The sequence below is a fragment of the Pseudomonas pergaminensis genome (genome assembly GCF_024112395.2).
Classification (GTDB): domain Bacteria; phylum Pseudomonadota; class Gammaproteobacteria; order Pseudomonadales; family Pseudomonadaceae; genus Aquipseudomonas; species Aquipseudomonas pergaminensis.
This window is the reverse complement of the sequence record NZ_CP078013.2, coordinates 932,745-950,001: the sequence shown is the minus strand read 5'-3', so window position 1 is coordinate 950,001 and position 17,257 is coordinate 932,745. Positions and strand designations below refer to the sequence as shown.

The 17,257-nt window shown below is 62.4% G+C and carries 13 protein-coding genes and 1 tRNA gene; 3 read left to right on the top strand and 11 right to left on the bottom strand.

Annotation, left to right across the window (positions count from 1 at the left end):
- Positions 1–20 precede the first annotated feature (20 nt).
- The 4 genes from KUA23_RS04280 to ptsP form a co-directional block, all read right to left on the bottom strand.
- Positions 21–1,562 (bottom strand): alkaline phosphatase D family protein, encoded by a 1,542-nt coding sequence (locus KUA23_RS04280; RefSeq protein ID WP_252993496.1) that lies wholly within the window; start codon positions 1,560–1,562, stop codon positions 21–23.
- Positions 1,563–1,662: 100 nt separating this feature from the next.
- Entirely contained in the window at positions 1,663–3,369 is a 1,707-nt protein-coding gene (locus KUA23_RS04275; protein ID WP_252993495.1) for a PTS fructose-like transporter subunit IIB, read from the bottom strand.
- Positions 3,370–3,380: 11 nt separating this feature from the next.
- Positions 3,381–4,301, bottom strand: a complete 921-nt coding sequence (pfkB, locus tag KUA23_RS04270; protein WP_252993494.1) for a 1-phosphofructokinase — start codon at positions 4,299–4,301, stop codon at positions 3,381–3,383.
- Complete coding sequence (gene ptsP / locus KUA23_RS04265; protein ID WP_214496643.1) at positions 4,302–7,160, bottom strand: phosphoenolpyruvate--protein phosphotransferase; 2,859 nt, start codon at positions 7,158–7,160, stop codon at positions 4,302–4,304.
- A 293-nt stretch (positions 7,161–7,453) separates the two neighbouring features.
- Here ptsP and cra point away from each other — a divergent pair, with 293 nt between their 5' ends.
- Positions 7,454–8,449 (top strand): catabolite repressor/activator, encoded by a 996-nt coding sequence (cra, locus tag KUA23_RS04260; protein WP_252993493.1) that lies wholly within the window; start codon positions 7,454–7,456, stop codon positions 8,447–8,449.
- 2 nt (positions 8,450–8,451) lie between these two features.
- Positions 8,452–9,231 (top strand): TatD family hydrolase, encoded by a 780-nt coding sequence (locus tag KUA23_RS04255; RefSeq protein WP_099494021.1) that lies wholly within the window; start codon positions 8,452–8,454, stop codon positions 9,229–9,231.
- On the opposite strand, the gene KUA23_RS04250 is transcribed toward KUA23_RS04255, so the two are convergent.
- The 5 genes from KUA23_RS04250 to KUA23_RS04230 form a co-directional block, all read right to left on the bottom strand.
- A complete protein-coding gene (locus KUA23_RS04250) occupies positions 9,175–9,606 on the bottom strand; it encodes a hypothetical protein (RefSeq protein WP_078046834.1) in 432 nt (143 codons plus the stop codon). The two genes, KUA23_RS04255 and KUA23_RS04250, sit on opposite strands and share 57 nt — an antisense overlap.
- Before the next feature lie 126 nt (positions 9,607–9,732).
- A complete protein-coding gene (locus KUA23_RS30220; protein ID WP_410896872.1) occupies positions 9,733–10,437 on the bottom strand; it encodes a methyl-accepting chemotaxis protein in 705 nt (234 codons plus the stop codon).
- Between the two features lie 1,563 nt (positions 10,438–12,000).
- Positions 12,001–12,837: a regulatory signaling modulator protein AmpE gene (gene ampE / locus KUA23_RS04240; RefSeq protein WP_078046832.1), complete on the bottom strand. Its 837-nt coding sequence runs from the start codon at positions 12,835–12,837 to the stop codon at positions 12,001–12,003.
- A complete protein-coding gene (ampD, locus tag KUA23_RS04235) occupies positions 12,834–13,397 on the bottom strand; it encodes a 1,6-anhydro-N-acetylmuramyl-L-alanine amidase AmpD (protein ID WP_078046831.1) in 564 nt (187 codons plus the stop codon). Before ampD ends, ampE begins: the two co-directional genes overlap by 4 nt.
- A 61-nt stretch (positions 13,398–13,458) precedes the next feature.
- Entirely contained in the window at positions 13,459–15,609 is a 2,151-nt protein-coding gene (locus tag KUA23_RS04230) for a DUF1631 domain-containing protein (protein ID WP_252993491.1), read from the bottom strand.
- Between the two features lie 191 nt (positions 15,610–15,800).
- Between KUA23_RS04230 and nadC the strand changes: the two genes are divergently transcribed.
- Positions 15,801–16,649, top strand: coding sequence for a carboxylating nicotinate-nucleotide diphosphorylase (gene nadC, locus KUA23_RS04225; RefSeq protein WP_252993490.1), 849 nt, complete (start codon positions 15,801–15,803; stop codon positions 16,647–16,649).
- Positions 16,650–16,692: 43 nt separating this feature from the next.
- Here the strand turns inward: nadC and KUA23_RS04220 are convergent, their stop codons facing one another.
- Together KUA23_RS04220 and KUA23_RS04215 are read right to left on the bottom strand one after the other, a co-directional pair.
- Positions 16,693–16,998 (bottom strand): DUF6388 family protein, encoded by a 306-nt coding sequence (locus KUA23_RS04220; RefSeq protein WP_078046828.1) that lies wholly within the window; start codon positions 16,996–16,998, stop codon positions 16,693–16,695.
- 160 nt (positions 16,999–17,158) lie between these two features.
- Positions 17,159–17,231: transfer RNA gene (locus KUA23_RS04215), tRNA-Thr, on the bottom strand.
- Positions 17,232–17,257 lie beyond the last annotated feature (26 nt).

The window sequence follows — 17,257 nt, the reverse complement described above, 5'->3', positions numbered from 1 at the left end:
GCGCCTACAGGGGGCGGGGTTTAGGCGGGTTGTAGCTTTTGTTCGAATACCGAGACGCCATCCAGGTCGCGCAGAATGACCGTCAACTCCGCTGTCTGCGCATCGATCTGCACTTCGCCAAAAAACTGAAAACCCGCGAACGGCGAGGTGTTCTGTGCCGGCGGAGCCTTCTCGAATACCACTTCGGGGCCAAAGGTTTTATCCAGCGGGTTGGGCCCGAAACTCCCCGCATTCAACGGCCCGGCGACAAACTCCCAGAACGGCTCGAAATCCTGGAACGCTGCCCGATCCGGGTGATAGTGGTGCGCTGCGCAGTAATGCACGTCGGCCGTCAGCCACACATGGTTGCGTACTTTTTGCGCCCTTAAAAAGCCCAGCAACTCTGCAATTTCCAGCTCGCGCCCTTGCGGCGCACCCGGATCGTTGTTGGCGATGGCTTCCCAACGCGCCACACCGGGGCTGACCTCACCGTCGGGCACGCCGAGGCCGATGGGCATGTCGGCGGCGATCACCTTCCACTGCGCCTGAGACGCCTTGAGTTCACGCTTGAGCCAATCCAACTGCTCGCGGCCAAGGAAGGGTTTTTCACCGCCCAGGTTGTCATCGTTCGGTCCGCGATAGCTGCGCATGTCCAGCACGAACACATCCAGCAGTGGACCGTAGCTGAGCTTGCGATAAATCCGCCCGCCGCCATCGGCGCTTTGCCGGCGCATGGGGGAGTACTCCAGCCAAGCCTGGCGCGCACGGCCCACCAAGGTGTTGATGTCCTTTGTCTGGTAACGCTCGTCCAGTTGCTTGCTCGGCGACCAGTTGTTCACCACTTCGTGGTCGTCCCATTGCCAGATCTGCGGCACCTCGGCGTTGAAGCGACGCACGTTTTCATCCATCAGGTTGTAGCGGTAATTGCCGCGATACTCATCCAGGGTCTCGGCGACTTTGCTCTTGGCTTCGGTGGTGATATTGCGCCAGATGCGCCCGCCTTCGGTGGTCAGTTGCGCCGGCACCGGGCCGTCGGCGTAGATGGTGTCGCCGCTGTGGATAAAGAAGTCCGGCAGGCGCAGGCGCATGGCTTCGTAGATGCGCATGCCGCCGATGTCCGGGTTGATGCCGAAGCCCTGGCCAACGGTGTCGCCGCTCCACACAAAACGGATGTCGCGGCGCTGTTGCGGCACGCTGCGCAGGTGGCCGAACCAGGGTTCACTGGCGACGCCGGTCTGGGCATCCTCGAAGTGCACGCGATAGAAAATCGCCTGGTCGGCGGGCAGTCCGGTGAGTTCGACGCGGGCGGTGAAGTCGGTGCGATTGTCGGCCAGGGGCGAGATGAACCGGCGCGGGTTGCTGAAGACGCTGCGGGTGTCCCACTCCACCACCATGCGGGCTGGGCGGTCGCTGCGGCTCCAGATCATGGCGCGATCGCCGAGCAGGTCGCCGGACTGCACGCCGTCGGTGAGTTGCGGCCGGTCCTTGACTGACGCGATCACTGCCGGGGCCAGGCCCGGCAACAACAGGCCGGCGCCGACGGCTTGCATCACGCGGCGGCGGCCGAGATCGAAGTGGCTCATGCAGGTGCCCTCTTGAGTATCAAAAGGGAAACTTAACCACGTCGGGATGAAAGCCAGATGACACCCCCCTGTAGGAGCCGGCTTGCCGGCTCCTACAGGGTCAGGCAGGGGCGACGGCCAGCTCTTGCGCTTCGGGGCGTTTGATCAGCGCGTACACCAACCCCGTCAGCAGGCTACCGGCAACGATTGCCAGCAAATACAGCAACGCATGGTTCATCGCATTCGGGATCACCAGCACCGCCAGCCCGCCGTGGGGCGCTGCCAGTTTGCAACCAAAGTACATCGACAAGGCACCGGCCAACGCGCCACCGGCGATGCTGGCCGGGATCACGCGCAGCGGATCTTTGGCCGCAAAGGGAATCGCACCTTCGGAAATGAACACCATCCCGAGAATGATCGCCGCCTTGCCAGCTTCCCGCTCCGTCTGGGCGAACTTGCGGCGCGCCAGGAATGTGGCGATGCCCATGCCGATGGGCGGCACCATGCCCGCGGCCATCACCGCGGCTATCGGCGCGCCACTGTGCTCGGCGAGCATGCCGACCGAGAACGCGTAGGCGGCCTTGTTGATCGGCCCGCCAAGGTCGACGCACATCATGCCGCCCAACAGGACACCCAGCAGCACGGCGTTGGCGGTGCCCATGGTGTTGAGGAATCCCGTCAGGCCCACCAGCATCCGCGCCACCGGCGGCCCGACCAGATAGATCATCGCAAGGCCGGTGAACAGGCTCGCCAGCAACGGGATGATCAGGATCGGTTTGAGCGCATCCAGGCTCTGCGGCAGTTGCACCGCACGGCTGATCAACTTGACGCAGTAGCCGGCGAGGAAACCGGCGAATATCCCGCCGATGAAGCCTGCACCCAGGGTCGTCGCCAGCAGCCCGCCAATCATGCCGGGGGCCAGGGCGGGACGGTCGGCAATGGAGTAGGCGATATAGCCTGCCAGCAGCGGCACCATCAACATGAAGGCCTGGTTACCCACCGTTTTCAACGCGGCGGCGAGGGTGCCTTGCTCTTCAAACGCCGTGATGCCGAACATGAATGACAAGGCGGTCAACAATCCACCCGCCACCACCATCGGCAACATGAACGACACCCCGGTGAGCAGGTGTTTGTAGACGCCGGTTTTTTCCTTCTTGGCCACGGTACCGCTGGCCGCGCTTTCCACCGCGCCTTCAGCAAGGGCTTTGTTAAGGGTGGCTTCGGATTGCTTGAGGGCAATGCCGGTGCCGCAACGGTAGATCTTCTTGCCGGCGAAGCGCTCGGTGGCGACTTCAATATCGGCGGCCAGCAACACCACGTCTGCATCAGCGATGGCCTGCGAGCTCAAGGGTGTACGGGCACCGACCGAGCCTTGGGTCTCGACCTGCAAGTCGTAGCCCAGACGCTTGGCGGTCTGCTGCAAGGCCTCGGCCGCCATGAAGGTGTGGGCGACGCCCGTCGGGCAAGCGGTGATCGCAACAATACGCGGCGCTTTTTTGGCCGCGTGTTCGGTGGCGACATGCACCTGCGCCTCTTCGGCGCCGCGCCGCAATACGGCGTCGACATCTGCCAGGGCCTGGGCCGGTGTGCTCTGGAACACACGCTTGCCGACAAACCGCTGCATATCCACCGGGGTGCTGCTGACCAGCAACACCCATTCGGCGTCGTCGATCGTGGCTTGGGACAACTGGCGTTCCGGGCGCTGCACATCCACCACTTCAACGCTGGTGCTCCAGCCCTGACGCTGCGCGGCGGCGTCCAACAAGCGAGCGCACAGCACACTGGTGACCATGCCGTTCGGGCAGGCGGTAACAATGGCTAACTTCATCACAAACCCTCTTATTGTTCTGTCAGCGTGCGCACTTGGACGCCGCTTTCGAGGCGCGCCAACTGCGCGTGATCGCTGATGCCGAAACCGATCTGCGTCACCGCCATCGCGGCAATTGCCGTGGCTCGGCGCAAGGTTTGATCCGGCGTATCACCCGTGAGCAGACCGTGGAGCATCCCGGCCAGTAGCGAGTCGCCGGCGCCGACGGTGCTGGCGACCGCGACCTTGGGCGGTGTGGCGTGCAGCGATGCGCCTGGGCTGTACCAGCTCACGCCGGCGGCGCCGTCGGAAACCACCACGTGTTCCACACCTTGTTGATGCAACTGGCTGATGGCATCCGGGGCATTACCCAGCGCATCGGCCAGTTCTTCGGTATTGGGTTTGACCAGCCACGGGCCGGCTTTCAAACCGGCGCGCAGCGCTTCGCCGCTGGTGTCCAGGGCGACTTTCAAGCCCAGGCCCTTGATTTTCTCCAGCAAACCCTGGAACCACTGAGGGCTGATACCACGCGGCAAGCTGCCAGCCACCACCACCGCATCGAATTCAGGGCCGACGATGGCGATGAGTTTGAGCAGTGCGTTCTGCGCCTCTTCACTCACCAACGGCCCAGGCGTATTGATGTCGGTGACCCGGCCATCCTGCTCGGCAATCTTGATATTGCTGCGTGTTTCGCCCGGCACGCGAATGAACGCATTGCCAAATCCACGGAGGGCAATCAGCGCGTCGAACGCCTGGGGGTTTTCTTCACCGAGAAACCCGCCCACGCTCACCTGATGGCCCAGATCGGCCAGCACCTGCGCCACATTCACACCCTTGCCGGCGGCATGGGTCAGCAGGGTTTCGCTGCGATTGACTTCACCCGGCTCCAGGCGCGCCAGGCGTACCGTCAGGTCCAACGCCGGGTTCAGCGTCAGGGTCAGAATCCTTGCCATCTACACGGCCTCCACTAGGGCACGCACTTCGGCGGGCGAGCCCACCGCCAGTGCTTGTTGCGCCAGGCCCTGGGCCTCGCTCAGACTGAATTCGCGTACACGCGCCTTCACTTCGGGAATGCTGCGAGCCGACACACTCAGCTCATCAACGCCCAGGCCGATCAGCACCGGCACGGCCAACGGGTCCGCTGCCAGCTCGCCGCACACGCCGACCCATTTGCCATGGGCATGGGCGGCGCGCACGGTGATGTCGATCAATTGCAACACCGCCGGGTGCAGGCCATCGGCCTGGGCCGACAGCGTCGGGTGACCACGGTCGATGGCCAGGGTGTACTGGGTCAGGTCATTGGTGCCGACGCTGAAGAAGTCCACCTCCTTGGCCAGCACCGGCGCGAGCAATGCCGCCGACGGCACCTCGATCATGATGCCCAGTTGCAGGTCCGCCACCGGGATTTCCAGGCGCAGACGCTCGGTCATGTCGCGGGCGGCACGCCATTCGTCAACACTGCCGACCATGGGAAACATGATGCGCAGCGGGCGATTATCCGCCGAACGCAGCAGCGCCCGCAGTTGCGCTTCCATGATCTGTGGGCGCTGCAAGGTGAGACGAATGCCGCGCACACCAAGGAATGGGTTTTCCTCTTGGGCGATCGGCCAGTACGGCAGCGGTTTGTCGCCGCCCACATCGAGCGTGCGCACCACCAGCGGACGACCGGCGAGGCCATCGAGGACGCGACGGTATTCGGCTTCCTGGGTGGCCTCGTCCGGCGCTTGCGGGTGGGCCATGAAAATCAGTTCGGTGCGCAGCAAGCCAATGCCTTCGGCGCCCTGCTCCACCGCGCTGGCCACGCCTGCGCTTTCGCCGATATTGGCAAACACTTCCACGGCGTGACCGTCGCGGGTCAGCGCCGGTTCATGGCGTTGCGCCGAGGCAGCTTGCAGGCGCTGTTCGCGGGTGTCGCGCTCGACCGTGGCGCGTTGCAGCGTGGCAGTGTCGGCGTCCACATGCAGGCGGCCGCGCTGGCCGTCTAGCAACAACGGCGTACCGGAAGCCAACAGCAACACCGCCGGGCCGGCGCCGACCAATGCAGGGATACCAAGGGCGCGGGCGACAATGGCGCTATGGGCCGTCGCGCCGCCACGGGCGGTGAGGATGCCGGCGACGCGCGCCGGATCAAGCCGCGCAACGTCGGACGGGCCGACTTCGTCCATCACCAGAATGTAGGGTTCGCTCGGCTCCTGGGCGGTTTCAACGCCGCACAGTTGCGCCAGCACGCGACGGCCGATATCCCGCAGGTCGGCGGCACGCTCGGCGAGCAGGGCGTCTTGCAGCGACTCCTGCTGCTTGGCGGCCGCTTCGATCACACTCATCCACGCCGCTTCAGCGCTTTCGCCTTGCTTGAGACGGGTGTCGACTTCGTCGGTGAGTTCCGGGTCGTCGAGCATTTCCTGGTGGGTGATGAAAATCTCGCGGATCGCCTTGGATTGGCTGCGCTCGATCAGGCCCTGGATGTCGCGGCGCACCTCGGCCAGGGCGCTGTGCAGGCGCTGGCGCTCGATGGCCGAGGACTCGCCGCGCAACGGGTAATCGAAGGTTTGCTGAACCTGAATATGCGCAGGGCCGATGGCGATGCCTGGCGCGGCGGCGATGGCCTGGATCTGGCTGCCGGCCAATGGCGCGCTGATCACCGGTTCGATATCGAGGGCTTCGGGCTGGGCGCTCAGGGTCGGCAGTGGCTCGACGTCTTCGCCGAGGCCTTCTTCCACCGCCGCCAACAGCGCGGGCAGTGCGTCGCCAGCAATGCTCGGCTCGGCGACAAATTCCAGCACCTGGCCGCGCCGCGCGCCGAGGCTCAGCAGCTTGCTCAGGCTTTTCACCGACACCGCGCCTACCGGGCCATCGACGATGCGCACGCGGATATCGCCATCAAAACTTTTCGCCAACTGCGCGAGGATCTTCGCCGGCCGCGCATGCAGACCGTGGGCGTTGGCCAGGGTGATGCGCACGCTGGGCCAATCGGGCGGCAGTTCGCCGCCGAGCACTTCGAGCACGGCGCGGCTGCTGGTGGCGCGGCCAAGTTCCTGGCCGCGCCCTTCGATCAGCAAGGCGCACAAGCGTTCGAGCAGGGTCTGGTGGGCTTCACCAAGGCTGGCCAGGCAGAACAGGCCATGGAGCGGTTGGCCGAGGTAGCGCATGGGTTTGTCCGGGGTAACAAACGCCAGGCCCGGGCGCTTGACGGTCTGCTCGCTGTGCAGCCACCACAGGCCGTCACCGAGGGGCAGCGCATCCACCTGCTGCAACACGGCGGCGAAACCATTGCTCACACAATCGGCCTGACGCAACAGGCGTGCGCCGCGCCATACCAGCTCTTCAAAGTCGTCGGCGGACACGCCCAGGCTGATCATCTGCGCATCCAGCGCCAGTTCCTGCGGAGCGCCCTGCAACAGTTTCAGCAAGGCTTCGGCGGTGCCGGCGCGGCGCAGTGCCTGGCCCAGGTCGGTTTCGCCAAGGGCGCGGGTGAGCAGTTGCAACAAGCGCAGGTGCTCGTCGGACTTGGCCGCAATGCCGATGGCCAGGTACACGATCTGGCCGTCGCCCCAGTCCACCCCTTCGGGGAACTGCAGCAGGCGCACACCGGTGGAAAACACCTGGTCGCGGGTTTCGGGGGTGCCGTGGGGGATGGCAATACCTTGGCCGAGAAAGGTCGAGCCTTGGGCTTCACGGGCTTGCAAACCGCTGAGATAACCCTCGGCGACCAGGCCGTCGGCCACCAGTTTGTCAGCGAGCAGGTGCAAGGCAGCAGATTTGTCCACAGCCACCTGGCCCATGGAAATCTGCTCTACAGTGAGCTCAAGCATGCCGTTCTCCTAGTTAGTGCAAGGGCGCACTAGGTATTGTTTTAAACAAACAGTGTAAGGGGTGTTCACGATTAACTGACTGAGCAGTCAATTGGCAGTAGCCACTCAGTCGCGAACGTCTTAAAAATACGCTGGCTGAAACGTTTAATCTAGAATTTATGGAAGACTACGCGTTAATTGCGCCTCATTGAAGAACCACTCGGCACTTGAGCTGAGACATTGGTCGGGTGCTGGAATCGGTTACGATTGGACAAAATGTCGGGGCAAGCTTCAGAAAACAAGGAAATCCCGGTTTGAAACTCAGTGATATCGCACGTCTCGCCGGTGTGTCCGTGACCACCGCCAGCTACGTCATCAATGGCAAGGCCGAACAGCAACGCATCAGCAACGCCACCGTTGAACGGGTGCGTGCTGTGGTCGAAGCCCATGGCTTTACCCCAAACCCACAGGCCGCCGGGCTGCGCAGTCGGCACACGCGCACCTTGGGCTTTATCCTGCCGGACCTGGAAAACCCCAGTTACGCACGCATCGCCAAGCTCCTGGAGCAAGGCGCACGGGCGCGCGGCTACCAGCTGCTGATCGCCAGCTCCGACGACGACGCCGAAAGCGAGCGCCAATTGCTGCAACTGTTTCGCGCCCGCCGTTGTGATGCGCTGTTTGTCGCCAGTTGCCTGCCGGCCAGCGATGACAGTTACCGCGAGCTACAAACCAAGGGCCTGCCGGTGATTGCCATCGACCGGGTGATGGGCTCGGACCAGTTTTGCTCGGTGGTCAGCGACGACCGCCAGGCCTGCCAGCAACTGACCAGCAGCCTGTTGCAACCGTTGCCCAAGCAGATCGTGCTGATCGGCGCACGGCCCGAGCTGAGCATCAGTCAGGAACGTGCCGCGGGTTTCCGTGAGGCCCTCGAAGCGTTCACCGGCGAAGTGATCATCGAACATGCTGAAGCCTTCAGCCGCGACTGTGGCCGACAGTTGATGGAGCAACTTCTGCAACAACTGGGGCATTTGCCTGACGCGCTGGTGACCACTTCCTACGTGCTGCTGCAAGGCGTGTTCGATGCCTTGCATGACTTCCCGCTCAAATCACGACCGCTGCGCCTGGGCACCTTTGGTGATACGCAGTTGCTGGATTTCCTGCCGCTGCCGGTCAATGCCATGGCCCAGCAGCACCAGTTGATCGCCGATACCGCCCTGCGCCTGGCGCTGGCCGCGATCGAAGAAGAACAGTATCAACCCGGCGTGCATGCCATCGGTCGAACCTTCAAGCAGCGTATTCACGAGGCGTGAGCGTGGAGCTGATCGACACCCATACCCACCTGGACTTCCCGGATTTCGACAGCGACCGCCGGGACGTCCTCGCAAATAGCCGCACACTGGGCGTGCGGCGCATGGTGGTGTTGGGCGTGTATCAGCAGAATTGGCAGCGCCTGTGGGACCTGGTGCAGGCAGACGAAGGTTTGTTCGCTGCCTTTGGCCTGCACCCGGTGTACCTCGATGAGCATCGCCCCGCCGACCTCACGGAATTGGGCGACTGGTTGACGCGCCTGCATGGCCACCGACAACTGTGCGCGGTCGGCGAGATCGGCCTGGATTACTTCCTCGAACAACTGGACCGCGACCGCCAGCAAAGCCTGTTTGAAGCCCAACTCAAGCTGGCGGTCGACTTCCAATTACCAGCGTTGCTGCATGTACGTCGCAGCCACGCCGCAGTGATCGCCACCCTCAAGCGCATCCGTGTGCCGCATGGCGGCATCATCCATGCGTTTGCCGGTAGCCGCGAAGAAGCCCGTGAGTACATCAAGCTCGGTTTCAAGCTGGGCTTGGGCGGCGCCGCCACTTGGCCCCAGGCCCTGCGCATGCACAAGGTGCTAGCACAACTGCCGCTCGACGCGGTGGTGCTGGAAACCGACTCACCCGATATGGCGCCCGCCATGTACCCCGGTCAACGCAACAGCCCGGAACACCTGCCGGACATTTGCGCTGCCCTCGCCGAGCGCATGGGCACCACCCCCCTATTGCTGGCTGAGGCGAGCACACGCAATGCGTGCGAGCTGTTCAATTGGCAGTGACGGCGTAGCCAGTTGCAGGTCCAGGGTTATGCGCTGGCGATACCGGGCGTATCGCAACACCAGGAAATGCACCAGCACCACCACCAGCGAAATGTTGAACTGGCCGATCACACTGATCAGCCCTACCCACTCGGTCACCAATGCCACGATCAGCACCATGCAGGTCAGCACTACCATGCTCGGCTGTACCAGCGCCCAATGGTCCAGGGATCTGAACTGGCGCAACTGCCGAGGACAGTTCAACTGGAGAATCCACTGGCAATACGGGCAATCGAATGGCTCCTCAATGGCGATGGCATTCACTTGCCAAGGCTTGAGATTGAAGGTGATGTCGCAATGAGCGCAGTGCCCCTTGATGCCGATTACAGCGTTCATCGCTGTGCCTCCTCTAAGCGTGAAATCGAGTGAAACAATTTTCACCCATTCAGGGACCCAGAAAAGAGACGCCGCGAAATCAGGACGGGCACCACGCCAGCAAACGATAAATCCTACAACTAGATCTCACACGCGAAACGCACCGATCAATTGCTTCAACTCGATCACCTGCATCGACAACTGCCGGCTCGCTGCCTCGGTCTGATGCGCACCTTCGGCGGCATGTTCGCCGGCACGATTGATTGCAACAATGTTCTGGTCAATGTCGTGGGCGACAGCGGTCTGTTGCTCCACGGCAGCGGCAATCTGCTGATTCTGGTCGACGATCATTCCTACGGCGCCGAGGATATTTTCCAGGGCCTGCTGGACCTTTTCCGACTGACCCACGGTGCCATTGGCCATTTCATGGCTACTGCCCATGGCCTTGACTGCCGCTGCCACGCCGCCGTGCAAGCGGCTGATCATCTGTTCGATTTCTTCTGTGGAGTGCTGGGTGCGCCGGGCCAGGGTGCGCACCTCATCGGCCACCACCGCAAATCCCCGCCCTTGCTCACCGGCGCGCGCCGCCTCGATGGCGGCGTTGAGCGCCAGCAAGTTGGTTTGCTCGGCGATGCTTTTGATCACCTCCAACACACTGCTGATGGACTGGCTGTCGGTGGCCAACTGGTTGATCACCCGCACCGACTGATCGATCTCCGAGGCCAGCCGCGCAATGCTGCCCTGCTGGGACTGCACCAGGCCACGGCCGCTGACGGTTTCATCGTTGACACTGTGGGCACTGCTGACCGCAGCCGCCGCGCTGCGGGCAACCTCCTGGGCAGTCGACGACATCTGGTTCATGGCCGTCGCCACCTGTTCGATCTGGGTGCGCTGGCCCGACACCGCCTGGTTGCTCCGGGCCGAGACCGTTTCGACCTGACCAGCCTGCAACTCGACTTGGCTGACGGTATGCCCGACGCGCTCGATCAGGTCATGGATCTTCGCCACGGTGCCATTGAACACCTGGCCCAGGTCACCCAGCTCGTCGCGGCTATGGGCAACAAAGGTGACGGTCATGTCGCCGGCCGCCACTTTGTCCATCATCGCGCCCAGGCGGCGCAGCGTGGTGCGCGTGGAGGCGTAGAACCCGGCGTACAGATAGAAGATCAGCAAGAACACCGCTGTCAGGGCCGAGACCAGCACCACCATGTGCGTGCGATGCTGCGCCAAGCGTTGCTCCAGCTGCTGGCCGAGGAACGTCATAGTGGCGTCATCGAGCTGGTAAGTCTGGGCCATCAACCGGCTGACGCTGTCGTAGAAACCCTGCCACGGCGCGTCAAGGGTTTCGGCCATCACCACCTGCTCCTCAAACAACTCGCTGCCCTGCTTGAGGCTGGCGTTGCTGGCCTTGGCCAGGCTGTCGAGCGCTGTGTGAGCAGCGTTGCTGGAGCCCAGCGCATCCTGCAACTTCAGGCCATATTCGGCCTGGAGTTTTTCCAACTGCTGCAACAGTTCGTCAAAACGTGTGCTGGACGACGAATTGAGAAAGCCCTGCCCCAGGGAATACGCGCCCATCGCCCGGCCTTCGCCAAGGGTCTGGGTGACGTGCGGCGTGACACTGGTGATCAGTTCGCTGAGCTGTCGCAGGTCGCTCTGGGGGTCGCGGCTCAAGCCGGATTGGCTGGCAATGATCTGGCTGAGCATCTGCGCCTTGTTGAGCAACTTGCCGATCAGCGCACTTTTGCTCAGCAGCGACGTTTCCTGTTGCTGGGCCTTGAAAGCAGCGATCAACTCGTCGCGCTTGGCGTCAAAAGCAGCGATTTGCTCGGGCTCGGTGGCCATGGCGTCGAGGCCTTGCAGGCGGTTCAGCACGCTTTGTTCCAGGGCACTGATCTTGCCCTCAAGGTCGCCGGCCTTGCCGGACTGGCCGAGGGTGGCATTGATCTGCACTTGGTTATTGAGCGTTTCCAGGTCGCGACGCAGGGCCAGGCTGCTGCCGAGCAAGTCGAGGCTTTGCAGTTCTACGCGCGTGCCCTGGAATTCACGCCATGAATCACGCACCAGGTAATAGTTGGTCGCGAGCATGGGCAGCAGGAATAACACGCTGATCAAGCTGAACTTCATGCCGAAGCTCAGGCGATTCATCAGCGCGACGGCGGGATAGAGCAAGCTCTTCACAGGTGAACTCCCTTTCTTTTATTTTTATTGAGGCGCAGGGCGGCAGTTAGCCAGCATCTGTATAGCTCAATTTGACAGAGAGTTTTGTAACTTAAGGTTAACGACAGGAAGGGCGCGGCAAAAACAAATGTGGGAGCGGGCTTGCTCGCGAATGCAGTGTGTCAGTCAAAGACTCATCGACTGATATACCGCATTCGCGAGCAAGCCCGCTCCCACATTTTTTGACCTTGTTCGCAGTCAGGGCAGCACGGTCCAGATCGCAAACCCGGCATACCACAGCACCGCCGCGCGCAGCAGCAGTTCCCAGAGCCGGTCGAGGCTATTGATGCCGTCGGGGCCTACCGCCGGCGGCGGGATTTCGGCGGCAACCAGGCCGACTTTCTCCACCAACTCGGCGGCACTGATGTCCCAACTCAACAGTTCATGCAGCATCACACGACCAACCGCGACGAAGTTGCCCACCAAGGCAAAGCTGGCCGCCAGCAAGCGTACCGGCAGCCAGTCAAACGCGTGGCGCAATTGGCCCGCACGCTCGGCCACCAGTGGGTTCTTGCTGTGTTCACTGGCCAGTGCGAGCAGGCGATAAGCCAGCGCGGCAACCGGGCCCAGCAGGAAGTACCAGAAAATCACCGCGAAAAAGCTCTGGTAGGCCTGCCACAACAAATGACCCTGCACGCGCTCCAGCAATTGCTCGCCACTCTCGGCGCTCAGGCTCAGGTCACGTTCGGCCACATGTTCGGCGGCCTGCAGGTCGCCCCGCCGCCAGGCATCCCGAAATGGACCGAGCCCGGCGAGCAGGTCACCGCGGCCCAGGCTGTAGATGACGATCAACAGGTGCACCGGCAGCGCCAGCAATCCGTAGGCCACCGGCTCCAGCACCAGCAGCAACAACGCCAGCAAGGCCACCGGCAACAACACCAGCAGGGTCAGAATCAGCCAAGGCTGCTTGCCCATGCGCGGGCTCGATTCCAGCTTGGCCAGTTCGCGCAGCCAACCGCCATCACGTTGCAAACGCTGGCGCAGGGCCGAGAACTTCTCGATCCATACGGCCAGCACCAACACCAGGAAACTCATCGTGCTTGTCCTCCATGCTGCAGGGCGCTGCGAAAGCGCGCCCAATCAAAAGCGGGGCCAGGATCGGTCTTGCGTCCCGGCGCGATATCGCTGTGACCACAAATGCGCTGGGGCGTGATACCTGGGTAAGCCGCCAGCAGTTGGCGGGTCAGATCGGTCAGGGACGCATATTGGGCATCCGTGAACGGCTGATCATCCGTGCCCTCCAGCTCTACCCCCAGGGAAAAGTCATTGCAGGTGTCCCGCCCCTCGAACTGCGAGATCCCGGCATGCCAGGCCCGATCAAGACAGGACACAAACTGCGTCACCGCGCCATCGCGTTCAATCAGAAAATGCGCAGACACCCGTAGGTCGGCAATCCCTTCAAAGTAGGGATGCTCCGTGACATCCAGGCGATTCTGGAAAAATTCCTGCACTTTGCCCGTGGCAAACTGCGCCGGTGGCAGGCTGATGTTATGCACCACCAACAGTGAAATTTCGCCTGCGGGGCGCTCGTTGAAGTTGGGCGAAGGGCAATGGCGGATGCCCTCGCACCAACCGCTGGCGGGGTCCAACTGCATACAGGTTCCTTGAACGAGACAAAGTGTGACCAGTATGCCGCGTTAGACCCTCAGGTTGCGATCACTTGCCGCGATTGAGTTGACGCAGCTCGCCCACCACCGCGGCCAGCGCGCGCTCGAACAGCGGTCCGTCATCCAGGGTATGCAGCGCACCACGCTTGAACGCCAAAGCCAGTTGGCCGGCGCTCTTCTCCAAGACTTTGAGCCCCGTGCGACTGGTGAACACATAGGCATTGGCCGGCGCCATGATCGCCGTCAGCTTGCACCGCAGCGTATGGGCGTCGCCTTCCTGGAAGACCACCCAACTGCCCACCTTGAGTTGATGAGCCTTGAGCAGGTCGGGGTCGTTGTCCGGCAGGTCGATGATGGCGTCCGGTGACGCCGCGCTCAGTACAAACGGCTCGCGCACCTCGCCCCACTCATCGACGCCTTCAGGTGCCTGGACATGCAGGGCCTGCAAGCGCACAAAGAATTCGCGCGTGCTGAAGGGATCGAACGCGGCGCTGGTCAGACCGTCGCGCAACGCCTTGAGCAGGCCCGGCAGTTGCTCCAGCAAATGGCGCCCGGCCTCGGTGTCTTGCTGCAGACCCACACTCCAGATCAACTCATCCATGGTACGCAGCGCCGCCTGCCACTGCACAGACTGCTCGCCGTGCTTGAGACTGGCCAGCAACAGCACCTGGCTCCAGGCTTGCTGCAGGAACTGCACGACCGGACGTGGCAGGACCTTGCCCAGCAATCGCTTATTCATGACATCCGCCACACGCTGGCGAACAACTTCGGTGCGTACGCGCCCGGCTTCGGCATCTCGGGTGTGTTGTTCAAGCAACTCACTGCGACGCCGCTCATCGGCGGTAAACGCGCTGAACTCGGCGAGCAACTGGGAAAAAATCGCCGGGTCTTCGACAAACTCGTTGAGCAGGCGCTGCACGACCTGCTCGATGCGCAGGTAGAGGTGGTCGCGCTGGTAGTCTTCGCTGGGGCTGCTGCCCAGGGCAGCGGCCGCGATTTCGTTGAGCAGGCGCCGCGCCGGGTGGCTGGCGCGACTGAAAAAGCTCTTGTCCAGCAACGCCACTTTGAGCATTGGGATCTGCAAGCGACCGATCAAGGCCTTGAAGGCATCCGGCACGGCGCGGTCGTTAAGGATGAACTCGAACAGCAGCGCGACCAGATTGATTACGTCTTCGTCCGCGCCCTCCACCACCCGCGACTTGCCACTCTTGACGCTAAGGCGGGTGAGCAACTGTTCAAGCTGGCTACGCAGGTCGAAGTCGTCTTCGGCCTCGGGCTCCGGCACGTACTGCTGCAAGTGAGAGAGCAGGCGCAGCAGGTCACGGGTGGAAATGGGCAAGGGCTCGGCGCTGGCCTCGAGCGTCGGCGCCACGCTGCCACGCACCGCCGTAAGCAGCTGTTGGAGCGCAGCGAACGCTTCCTGGCCATTTTCGTCGACGGGCAGGTCGGCAGCCGGCAAGCTTGCTGCTTGCGCATGTTCACGGTCCGCACGCCCTTCAGGGCGGCGGGACGGTATGGCCTTGAGTTCGGGTAATACGCCCGTTGCCACCAGCAGTTGATTGGCTTCGCCGTAGAGTTGGTCGGCATCGCTGAGCACGTATTTTTCAAACAGCTTGAGCATGATCAGTTTGACGCGGATCTCCACGCCCAGACTGCGCCCCGCCCGCAGGAAAAACTCACAGAGCAGCGCAGGTCCCAGGGGGTTCTCACGATCGTCCAGGCGGTTGCCGAGCAACACGCTCAAACGCGCCGTGAGTTGCGCCAGGGCCAGACCGTCGCGGTGCCGCACCCGGCCCAGCATGGCGTCCAGCGCCACCGCTTTTTCGAGGTCATCCTTGGATGAACCCGGTGCGGCCTCATAGGACACCACCGGCACCAGCTGCAACTCGCCCCGCCCCGCATGGCCCAGGCTGGCGAAGGCTTCGAACAGACGCTCCATGAACACGCGTTCGAAATTCTTGCGCTTGAGGCGCAGGTCGCGCATGGCTTCAAAGAAAATATGGTGGTCCAGGTTGTTGCGCGCCTTGTCGGCCATCTCGAACAACGTGTCGTCAGCGTTATCGAATAGGTCCTGCAACCCTTGCTGCAACTGTTGCGCCGCTTTATCGCGGACCTGCAGCAACACCACCGGCAGTCGGGCGAGTGGCGATGGCGTGGCTTGTGCCCGATTGATTGGCACCACCTTTCCGTCATTGTGCATCCTGGCCTCCTGAAACGGCGGTACTGGTCTGAACGTCAAAGCTATGACGCCAATTGCAAGGCGCGAGATTATCTTGCAAATGAGGGGGGTTGCGCCAGCAAACTCTGGCATTGCGCGGTAAATGAGTGCCGAGCCTGGGTTCGAACGCACACTGCCCCTATAATCGGGACACTTTGTATGTGGAGCCTGTTATGCCGAATCTCCGTCTTGCCGACCTTACCGCCGAAATCGAAGCCAACGTGCGCCGCGCACTGCTGGAAGACATCGGCAGCGGCGACATCACTGCGCAGTTGATCCCCGCCGAGCGGCTGGCGACGGCCACCATCATTACGCGTGACGCTGCAGTGATCGCCGGCACAGCCTGGGTCGATGCCGTGTTTCGCCAATTGGACCCCAGGGTCGCCGTGCATTGGCAGGTGGCCGACGGTGAGCGCGTCAACCCTAACCAGGCGCTGTTCCACCTTGAAGGCCCGGCGCGCTCGCTGCTCAGCGGCGAACGCTGCGCGCTGAACTTCCTGCAGTTGCTGTCCGGAGTCGCGACCCGCGCCCAATTCCTGGCGGATTTTGTCGCCAGCACCCAGGTCAAGCTGCTGGATACCCGCAAGACGCTGCCGGGCCTGCGCCTGGCGCAGAAGTACGCGGTCACCTGCGGCGGCTGCCACAACCACCGAATCGGTCTTTACGACGCGTTCCTGATCAAGGAAAACCACATCGCTGCCTGTGGTGGCATTGCCCAGGCGATCACAGCCGCCCACAAGATCGCACCCGGCAAGCCGGTGGAAATCGAAGTGGAAAGCCTGGAGGAACTGCACGAAGCCCTGGCGGCAGGCGCCGATATCATCATGCTCGACGAGCTGAGCCTGGAAGATATGCGTGAAGCCGTGCGCCTGAACGGCGGCAAGGCCAAGCTGGAAGCCAGCGGCGGGATCAATGAAAGCACCCTGCTGCCCATTGCCGAGACCGGGGTGGACTACATTTCGATTGGCGCGATGACCAAGGATGTGAAGGCGGTGGATTTGTCGATGCGGCTTAGCATCTAAGATGATTTGTAGGAGCCGGCTTGCCGGCTCCTACAATGAGTGTTTAAACGACCAGGTCGTTCATCTCGCAATACTCTTCCCATTCAACACCCAGCACCTCGGCCGCCTCTTTGTGCAAGGCCAGCCGTGCTGCTTCGAATTCTTCCGGTGTCGAGGTGTACTTGAGGGTCAGCTCCCAGGGCTGATAGCCCTGGCTCTCGGCCTCGTCCTCGAATGCCCACTGGATCTGGTCGCGCTGATCATCGGCGCTCAGGTCCTTGATCTCTTCTCTGAGCTGCGGCGACTCCGCGAGGTATTTCTCGAGGGCTGCTTGATGCCGAACTTCCTGGGTCATTTCAGTCGTGGTCATGTTGTTCTCTTAGATCGAGGAATGGGGATGCATCTGGGTCATCAAGGTTGCGCAGATACAAAAGAGCAGGCTCACATGCCGGCTCGTCTGGCCTTCAGAACCATTCTGGGATCAACTGAAAACAGTGCCTTTGAAAACGGTGACGCCTTTGTTGCCTTTGTGCCCGAGACAGGAATCGAACCTGCGACCTTCGCGTTACGAGTGCGCTGCTCTACCGGCTGAGCTACACGGGCGGTGGGCTAAAGCTAGCACCGCATGG

What these genes read in the sequence shown, in the direction of transcription:
- KUA23_RS04280 (WP_252993496.1), bottom strand. Translation starts at nt 1,562, where the DNA reads ATGAGCCACTTCGATCTCGGCCGCCGCCGCGTGATGCAAGCCGTCGGC.
- KUA23_RS04275 (WP_252993495.1), bottom strand. Translation starts at nt 3,369, where the DNA reads ATGAAGTTAGCCATTGTTACCGCCTGCCCGAACGGCATGGTCACCAGT.
- pfkB (WP_252993494.1), bottom strand. Translation starts at nt 4,301, where the DNA reads ATGGCAAGGATTCTGACCCTGACGCTGAACCCGGCGTTGGACCTGACG.
- ptsP (WP_214496643.1), bottom strand. Translation starts at nt 7,160, where the DNA reads ATGCTTGAGCTCACTGTAGAGCAGATTTCCATGGGCCAGGTGGCTGTG.
- KUA23_RS04250 (WP_078046834.1), bottom strand. Translation starts at nt 9,606, where the DNA reads ATGAACGCTGTAATCGGCATCAAGGGGCACTGCGCTCATTGCGACATC.
- KUA23_RS30220 (WP_410896872.1), bottom strand. Translation starts at nt 10,437, where the DNA reads ATGTCGTCGACTGCCCAGGAGGTTGCCCGCAGCGCGGCGGCTGCGGTC.
- ampE (WP_078046832.1), bottom strand. Translation starts at nt 12,837, where the DNA reads ATGAGTTTCCTGGTGTTGGTGCTGGCCGTATGGATCGAGAAGTTCTCG.
- ampD (WP_078046831.1), bottom strand. Translation starts at nt 13,397, where the DNA reads ATGCAGTTGGACCCCGCCAGCGGTTGGTGCGAGGGCATCCGCCATTGC.
- KUA23_RS04230 (WP_252993491.1), bottom strand. Translation starts at nt 15,609, where the DNA reads ATGCACAATGACGGAAAGGTGGTGCCAATCAATCGGGCACAAGCCACG.
- nadC (WP_252993490.1), top strand. Translation starts at nt 15,801, where the DNA reads ATGCCGAATCTCCGTCTTGCCGACCTTACCGCCGAAATCGAAGCCAAC.
- KUA23_RS04220 (WP_078046828.1), bottom strand. Translation starts at nt 16,998, where the DNA reads ATGACCACGACTGAAATGACCCAGGAAGTTCGGCATCAAGCAGCCCTC.